This window comes from Alkalibacillus flavidus, assembly GCF_040545925.1.
GTDB classification, from domain to species: domain Bacteria; phylum Bacillota; class Bacilli; order Bacillales; family Alkalibacillaceae; genus Alkalibacillus; species Alkalibacillus flavidus.
Genome location: NZ_JBEPMX010000023.1, coordinates 1 through 7,761 on the forward strand (window position 1 = coordinate 1; position 7,761 = coordinate 7,761).

Annotated in this window: 8 protein-coding genes; all 8 read right to left on the bottom strand. The window is 38.0% G+C overall.

Features of this window, described 5'->3' with window-relative positions:
- Positions 1 to 182 precede the first annotated feature (182 nt).
- Complete coding sequence (locus tag ABID56_RS12855; protein ID WP_354221857.1) at positions 183 to 407, bottom strand: hypothetical protein; 225 nt, start codon at positions 405 to 407, stop codon at positions 183 to 185.
- A 97-nt stretch (positions 408 to 504) separates the two neighbouring features.
- On the bottom strand, positions 505 to 1,005 hold the full coding sequence (locus ABID56_RS12860) for a hypothetical protein (RefSeq protein ID WP_354221859.1): 501 nt from the start codon (positions 1,003 to 1,005) through the stop codon (positions 505 to 507).
- 27 nt (positions 1,006 to 1,032) lie between these two features.
- Positions 1,033 to 1,209, bottom strand: a complete 177-nt coding sequence (locus ABID56_RS12865; protein ID WP_354221861.1) for a hypothetical protein — start codon at positions 1,207 to 1,209, stop codon at positions 1,033 to 1,035.
- Positions 1,206 to 1,424 (bottom strand): hypothetical protein, encoded by a 219-nt coding sequence (locus ABID56_RS12870; protein WP_354221863.1) that lies wholly within the window; start codon positions 1,422 to 1,424, stop codon positions 1,206 to 1,208. Before ABID56_RS12870 ends, ABID56_RS12865 begins: the two co-directional genes overlap by 4 nt.
- Before the next feature lie 184 nt (positions 1,425 to 1,608).
- Positions 1,609 to 4,575 carry a DEAD/DEAH box helicase gene (locus ABID56_RS12875; protein WP_354221865.1) on the bottom strand — a complete coding sequence of 989 codons (2,967 nt, stop codon included), beginning with the start codon at positions 4,573 to 4,575 and terminating at the stop codon, positions 1,609 to 1,611.
- Between the two features lie 576 nt (positions 4,576 to 5,151).
- A complete protein-coding gene (locus ABID56_RS12880) occupies positions 5,152 to 5,463 on the bottom strand; it encodes a hypothetical protein (RefSeq protein WP_354221867.1) in 312 nt (103 codons plus the stop codon).
- A gap of 95 nt (positions 5,464 to 5,558) precedes the next feature.
- On the bottom strand, positions 5,559 to 6,122 hold the full coding sequence (locus ABID56_RS12885; protein WP_354221869.1) for a recombinase family protein: 564 nt from the start codon (positions 6,120 to 6,122) through the stop codon (positions 5,559 to 5,561).
- A 224-nt stretch (positions 6,123 to 6,346) separates the two neighbouring features.
- Entirely contained in the window at positions 6,347 to 6,829 is a 483-nt protein-coding gene (locus ABID56_RS12890) for a MerR family transcriptional regulator (RefSeq protein WP_354221871.1), read from the bottom strand.
- Between the last annotated feature and the right edge of the window lie 932 nt (positions 6,830 to 7,761).

Below are 7,761 nucleotides of genomic sequence, written 5' to 3' on the forward strand. Positions count from 1 at the left end.
ATGTTTTCGGAATATTCCCAGACCGCCATTATTGCGAAAAAAATTGTACCTCTCCCCAAACGATTGTAAACAGATGACTAAAACAGAATCCCCCCTTATGAAAAACGACCTGTCTATTATGCGAATGTTCATCTCCGGTTACTAAAAAGCCCCCAAATCTATTTAGATAAGGGGGGGAGGTGTCACGCACGTTCACCTTTATAATAGTCTAATGCTTTCTCTAACTGACGATAGAACAGACGCTCATAACGTTTTCGCATGTTCATATAGTCAAGTTGCGTCATGTTATAACGTTCAGCCATTTCCTTGTCTGGTATAGGTGTGCTTCGATCAACACGATACTTATCAGCTAAGAAGGATCGTTGTTCTTCGGTTAACTCTTTCAACGTAGCGTAAAGTATTTTCATGTTCAGTCGTTCCACGTCACACAGATAATCAAAATTCTTATCATAGTAAAACCATTTGCTAAGAAAGTATTTTGTTTTCTGACTCTCTCTCATACGCTCACACCCCCAACATATCAGCTATTGCCTGAAAGTTATCCTCTGTCTTATGCGTTTCAATATGAATGTCTTTCGTTGTTGGTTCTGGTTTAATGCCAAGCATATAGTTAACCGCTTCTTCAATCTCCATAATCTCATCAAATAGGTCACGATCTAACTGCGTTATCGTTATACGTCGATAATCTCCCCGATACTTATTCATTAACTCATGACGGCTTATTGGGTCGAGTGATTTCAAATAATCATGCACGTAACGCTTTTTGAGTTTCAGGCGTTCCATTCGTTTATCACAAACGTTTAATGTATCCACGTGTTCAGACACTTCCTTTTCAACGTTGAAACTAATAGACACTAACCCGATCACATCATCAAAAACGTTACGTGTAAAAGACTGATTGTAGAAGGCTTTTTCTATTTGTCGCTTCTCTTGTTTCAATATATCCGCTTCACGATCAAGGTTTAAATACCGTTGATTAGTACGCTTGATTTCATCTACTTCCAACGCTATGACACCACCTTTATAGCTTTGCTATTCGTTTGCCATTTGTTTTGCTTTGCGTTCCCAATAGCGTTGGTTATACTCTCTCACTTTATCTGGGTTTTCCTGTCGCCATTTTCGATTAAGTTCATTCACTTTTTCTCGATTACGTTTACGATATTGTTTCATGTATTCACGCTGCGCTCTCTTCGCTTCTTCCGTCATCATTGATCGTCACCCCCTTGATCGTGAACGTCCCAATAAACAATAGAAAATGAATATACCGCTTCATCATCATAAGAAGCCATTTGATAATCAATACTTTGCACATACGAATTTTCTCGTTCGCAGGCTCTTAAGAAACGATTAGCTTCTTGTTCAGCCTGTTTATAATCAAATGCTCGTATTAACTTAACTCGAAAGTGATTTAAATTATTATTCATCTAAAAACCCCCTCGTTTGTTTATGGAAAATACTGTTAAGGTGTAATGATTGAAGCGGTTCGTGACCGTTATTAAGGGAAAAAGGGTGACATTTATTCCTGACTTTTGATTTTGTCATATATAATTAATAGGGAATAAACGTCACCCTAAATCCTATTTTGGCGGGCTTGAGCCGCCCTCACTGTTACACCTCTACATTTTTTTCCAATTCCATTTTTTGCAATTCCTTATCAATGGCTAATTGTTCATAACGATCAGCATAAAATGTGGCGTAAGTACGAATAACTTGTTTCAGTTCGTCATGTGATAGGTTATTTTCTTCAGCTACTCGTTCAAACGTTAAACCGCCTAATAACACTTTGAATCTCTCCTTTTTCGAGCGTTTTTGGTTTGTCATGCCGAATTCTTTGAATACGGTTTTCACTTCATTCTTTTTGAAGTTGTATTTATCGCCTATTCGTTGGAATACGTCGTCCCAATCGTCATTTGTAAGTGGGACTCCAGAAAACGCTAATAATTCTTTGAATACCTCTTTTGTTTTATTGAAGCGGTGATAGTGTTTCCAATGCCATAACGTGATTAACGCCTTTACTTGCTTTCTCAGGCGTTTTGCTTCAGCTTTCCTTGTAATACTTGAAATGGTTCGTTTAATAGATTGATAGGGTAAGATGTCATAGGTTGCGTTCACATATGCGAAATGGTGTTGACTTGCAACGCTCTTAAATTCATCAACCTGCTTACGATCGTCATTGAGAAAAGCGCTGTAAACATCTTTCGTGAATAATTCATCAATACTTAATGATTTCAGTTCTTCAAGGCGCTTTTCATCTTCCGCTTCATCTTCCACTTGTTGTTCTAATTGTGCTAATTCAGTGGCTATGTCAGTGTCCTGACGCAAAAGCTCAGATACATTGAATGTCCCACTTATGTTCCGCTCGAAAACCTCTTCAACTTCTTTGATGAAACCGTTACGGTACTTTTTATAAAAGTTGTCTTTGCTTTTAACAGCAAAATGCCGGATTGTAAGAGGGTCATAGTGCAACGTATCCTCTTTTGTATAAAGACCATAATATCTTTCTATAACGCTATTTCTGTGTAAAGCGATATTAAAAAATGGATCTTCTCGAAACTCGTCTACTAAGTCTTTCGCTCGTTGTAAAGCCGAATGATAAGCCCCTTCTAAGTTGTACTGCTTGGGTTCTCGCTCGTCTTTTTGAATAAATAACGAGAAGCGGTCATATAGGTTACGCAATCGGTTGGATATTTGTTTAATCATAGAAGCGTTATAAAAGTCACTATAATTAGAGCAGACCGTTATGACTTCCCAATGGCTATTAGTATTTTGCAAGTTAACGCCGTCAGCTATGACAGACGTAGAAATTAAAACATCTATCTCATCTGGTATTTGTTCTTCATTGCTAATGCCTTGATAGATTGGTTTCCCTTTATGATGGCGATTAACAATGTCTGACTTAACACCTTCTTGCTTCAACAACCGTTTCAATAATTCGCCTTGTTCCATGTTTTGTAGAAAGATTAATAAGCGATTATGTTCGCTTCGGTTCTTAACGATCGTTGCTAATTCAGCTAATGACTGTTTATTCTTCTCATATTCGTAAATGACTAAATCACGATTAGGTGAACCGTTACAGCCTGTGACTTTGACAACCTCATCAAACTCATTTTTATCTATATCGTTGGTCGTGCCGCTTAACGCTATAAATGTTCTTGCTCTTCTCGTTGCTTCGAGCATACTTTTAATGGCTCTGTTACGATAATTCAGGTCAAAAACAAGTTTGTGGTACTCATCAACCACGATTGAAAATTGATTAAAAGCCGAATTACGCTCAATGACAGATGCCAGCCATTCGATTTTATCGTAAGTTGCTACAATGATACGTTTGTGGTTGCGATCAGCTTCGATAAACTTACGAAATAATCTCTCGTCTTTTTGCCCTTGTATTTTCAATACGTCATGATGATAAGCGACCTGATCGACAAGAGCATTAGTCGGAACAGCAAAAATATAAAACTGTTTGAATTTACCTTCATGTCGTGACGTGTTTTCCGATTCTTTGGCTTTCATAGCTTCAATGAAACTCGTTGTTTTCCCGCTTCCTGTCGGTGAATCAACTAAAATACGGTTTTTCTTTTGCAATAGATCAATGGCGTTTTCTGGTTGTAATTTTTGTGTGTCACGGTCAACATTAATTCGACTTTCAGTATAGGTTTTTTCGGGTTGTGTGGTGTTATGGAAATACAATATTTTAGGTGAATAGCCACTTTCTCTGGCGTAATGGATAACGCTACCGATTGTCGCTTTTGTTGCCGTTTTAAGTGCTGCATAAGGCGTTTCTCCACCACTTATGATGTCGTGTAACTCTTCCGCTTCAACGGGTGTTATATAGCCTTCTTGTTCATATGATTTGATACCATACACAACCGCTGACCATTTATCCCCTTCTCCTGAACCGCTTGGGATATGACCGATTGCTTCACACATTCTGCGAAGTTCTTCAAAAGGTATCTGTGATGATAATTGATTGGGTTCTAATGTTGATCGTTGTTTTTGTTGTTCTTCACTACGTTGTTTAGCGGTTTGTATGAGTTGATCGTTGTTCAATGTGGCATGTTCATTGTGTATCCAATAGTTTGAACCACCTCGAACAGGGACATTAATAGCTGTTTTATCAACGGGTACACCTTCCGCTCTCAATTCCTTTCTAATTACACCTAACATAGCGTTAAAATAAGCTTCTGATGGCTCTGGTCGCTCTAATTGAAAGAATAGACGATACCGATTACCTTTAATGCCATGACTGAATGTGTAAACTAAACCAACCGCATTGAAGCGGGTTGCTACGTCTTGCGGGTTTGTTTGCTCGTGATCGTCGTCAACATCAATAGCGAACATTGAACCACTTTCAAAAATGAAGCGGTTATTTTCATCTACTGTTAAACGTGTCGGTATAACTGTGTGACCGTTGCCGCTTAATTCTATCACCCGTTTTGCAGGCATCTGAGTAATAAGTTTTTGCTTTAGGCGCTTGGTGATTCGTGCCATTTCGTCGCCCTGCGGTTGTTCTCGGTAAGCAATATCGTCAATAATAACTGAATGGTTTTTAAGGTTGGTTTCTGTGGTTACGGGCATAATAAAAAGACTGACCTCCTTCCTTCTTGTGATTAGACAAGAAAAAAAGTTGTCAGCCTTACACTTCGCCCTTTATAGATTTCGTAAAACATAAATATATGAGTTTTTTTATCACACATGCGCAACAATTTCGGAAGTACATTTCACATTTTTAGAAATTTATGCGATAATTTTAGAAATTTACTTCACATTTTTATAGATTTTTTCTAATAAATTTGTTGCAATCATGATACCATTCGGTATACACTTCTCATATACGCAAAATCGTAATTAAATACGAAAAAATATGTTATTTTACGAACAACCGTTTACCAGACGGTTTTCACAAAGGGGAATGGAAGCGTTGAAGTCGCCAAACTTTTAAGACGCTGACATTCCTTTTTTCTTGCCTTCTTTTATTTGTTTCAATTATAACGGACGAATTTTCAAATAACAATGTTTTCTATATTTTTTGATACAAGTTTACGAAAACTTTATTGTGATAGATTTCGTTAAATCGTTTATAATAAATAATGAAGCGGGGCAAGAACTACTTCCTGCCCCTGCTCATGTATCTAAGGTGCAATGGTCTGCCTGCTATTCAGCCGTTGCGCCTTTTTCTTTTGCATAGCCCATTAATGCTTTTCTACGTTCTTCAATTTGTTCGTAGCTATCGTGTAAGCTTTGAGAAACATAGTTTAATAGATCATCTAAGAGTCTGATTTTCTGAGAAACCTCTGGAAAGAAAGCGCCCCATTTCTCAATGTCATTATCCGTTACTACCTCATCTGTTTCAGCTCGTAACCAATTCAATTCTTGCTTGATCGTGTTGATTGTTTCTAATCTTATAGCTAATTCCCCCGTGTCACTGTCCATTTCAAACGCCAAATGTTCTAATTCGCTTAACATAAAGTTTGCCCCTTTCACACTGAATGATTTTATAATGCTCTATGCTCTTCCTTCTATCAATTTCACATAATATCACCCCCTTTCGAAGCATCATGTTATTTGCTCTCGTTAATAATTTTATAGACTGTACTACGACCGATACCATATTCAGTCGCTATGTCTTTAGCACGTTCGCCCTGGTCGTATAAGATACGAATTTGTTTTTTGGTTTTGTCGTCTATGGTTGGTCTGCCACCAACCTTCCCTTTCTTTCGTGCCGATTGTAACCCCGCCTGTGTCCGTTCTCGAATAATATCCCTTTCGAATTCAGCAAACACTGATAACATGCCGAACATAGCCCGTCCTGTTGACGTTGTCGTGTCGATATTATCCCTAATACTAATAAACTCAACGCCTTTATCTTTCAGGCGATCAGATATTTCATAAAGTTGCTTGGTAGAGCGTGCTAAACGGTCTAATTTATAAACAACGAATTTATCGCCTTCATGTGTTGCTTTTAAGGCGTACTCTAACTCTTTTCGATCAGCTTTACCGCCACTTTCTTTTTCCTTATAGACTTCCACACGTTCACCTAACTTTTCAGCGTACTCTCTGATCGCTTGTTCTTGAATATCTAAACTTTGATCTTCCGTAGAAACACGAGCGTAACCAACTATCATACCGTCCACTCCCCATACGTTTTATGTACCTTCATTATAGACGGGTTTATAAACAGAAGTCAAGAGTGGAAGAAGGAAAAAAATAAAAAGAATGAAATGTTTAGAAAATAATCGTTTTATAGACACAAAAAACACCGCCATAAAAATGACGGTGTAGCTATGGCTGGGTGTCAAAAATTAATACCCCGACACATGAACGTTAGCATTTGTTAGCATGAAGCGGGTTATTTTTTAAATAGTCGTTGCCATATGCTTTTTTCTTCTGATTGCTCATGATCGTCTGGGGCTTCTAATCGTTGCGATAGTTGATTAATTTGCTCTTGCTGCTGTTCAATCTGGTGCGACAAGGATTGAATAACTTCCGTTTGCTTCGCCATCATGTCGCCTTGTTGTTGTATTAACGTTTTCAATTCATTCATTGTATCGCTTCCGTAGCGCTCTTTTTCATTTTGTGTGTCGTCTATGGTGGTTATCTCTTCCGATTGATGAACCACGCCATGCACAGCTTCTTTAAGCGTTATACCGCTACGCTTGGCTTTCAAAACAGACCTTAGCGCCATAACGTCTTTATCGCTATAATAGCGGTGTCCCTGATCGTTGCGAGAAAAGGTATATCCCGCTTCTTCTAATAACGCACAATACTTACGCAACGTTGTTGGTTTTATCTTCAAATGATTAGCAACATCTGTCCCACTATATACTTGCACGATCAACACCCTAACGTTTTTTCATCAGTGTAACACAGAACCGCTACAAGCGTTATAGCACCTTAAAATACGCATTAAAATACTCGATTTCTGGGTATCAAATTTTAACCCCCGTTTTAATGACGATTTTAAGCGCAATTTTAATGGCTTATCCAGAATCAAAATACTGACATATCAAGCTTTTTGAGCTTCTGCTCTCTTTTTTTACAAAGTTAAGGGGTTAAGACAACAAGTGAAGGGAAAGCATTACGAAAACGTTACTTGAGAAATGATTGCCCTTCACAGACTTTATCCATCACATGTTAGCTTTTGTAAAGTTAGACTTGATGATCTCATGTTCATTCGTGTTCAGTTTTTTAACGCTGTATTAAGCATTTTGAAACGATTTAACATGTTAACGTATTAAACGCAGGGATAGACAGGTTAAGAAGGGGGTGTTACTTGGAGGGGGATTACCTACTTGACCCTATTAATTGGAGGGGTATTACTTGAGGGGGTTAAACTACATGACCGTATTACTTGAAATTGCAAAGCGTCCGCTACACGCGCTATAACGCCATAAATTAAGCATGATCGAATATCGAATAACGACCGTGACTTTAATAGCCAATTTATATACCACATTTCCTGTAATGCTGACCCGTTAATATTTATTGCTCTGTAAGTAACATTGATTTCCAATTCTTTAATTCATGAAGTTAGCAAATAAATCTGAGCGATCGATAACCTTCACCGTTTCCCTTATATGTATTACACCCCGAATTATTGAAGCGGGGGTTATTGTTTTTTAGGACATCAGAAAACTCAACTTACATTTTTAAACTTGTCCGAAAAGTCATGTTTTCGGAATATTCCCAGACCGCCATTATTGCGAAAAAAATTGTACCTCTCCCCAAACGATTGTAAACAGATGACTAAAACAGAATCCCCCC

Coding starts and splice junctions, on each gene's coding strand:
- ABID56_RS12855 (WP_354221857.1), bottom strand. CDS start 407: ATGAAAATACTTTACGCTACGTTGAAAGAGTTAACCGAAGAACAACGA.
- ABID56_RS12865 (WP_354221861.1), bottom strand. CDS start 1,209: ATGATGACGGAAGAAGCGAAGAGAGCGCAGCGTGAATACATGAAACAA.
- ABID56_RS12870 (WP_354221863.1), bottom strand. CDS start 1,424: ATGAATAATAATTTAAATCACTTTCGAGTTAAGTTAATACGAGCATTT.
- ABID56_RS12875 (WP_354221865.1), bottom strand. CDS start 4,575: ATGCCCGTAACCACAGAAACCAACCTTAAAAACCATTCAGTTATTATT.
- ABID56_RS12880 (WP_354221867.1), bottom strand. CDS start 5,463: ATGTTAAGCGAATTAGAACATTTGGCGTTTGAAATGGACAGTGACACG.
- ABID56_RS12885 (WP_354221869.1), bottom strand. CDS start 6,122: ATGATAGTTGGTTACGCTCGTGTTTCTACGGAAGATCAAAGTTTAGAT.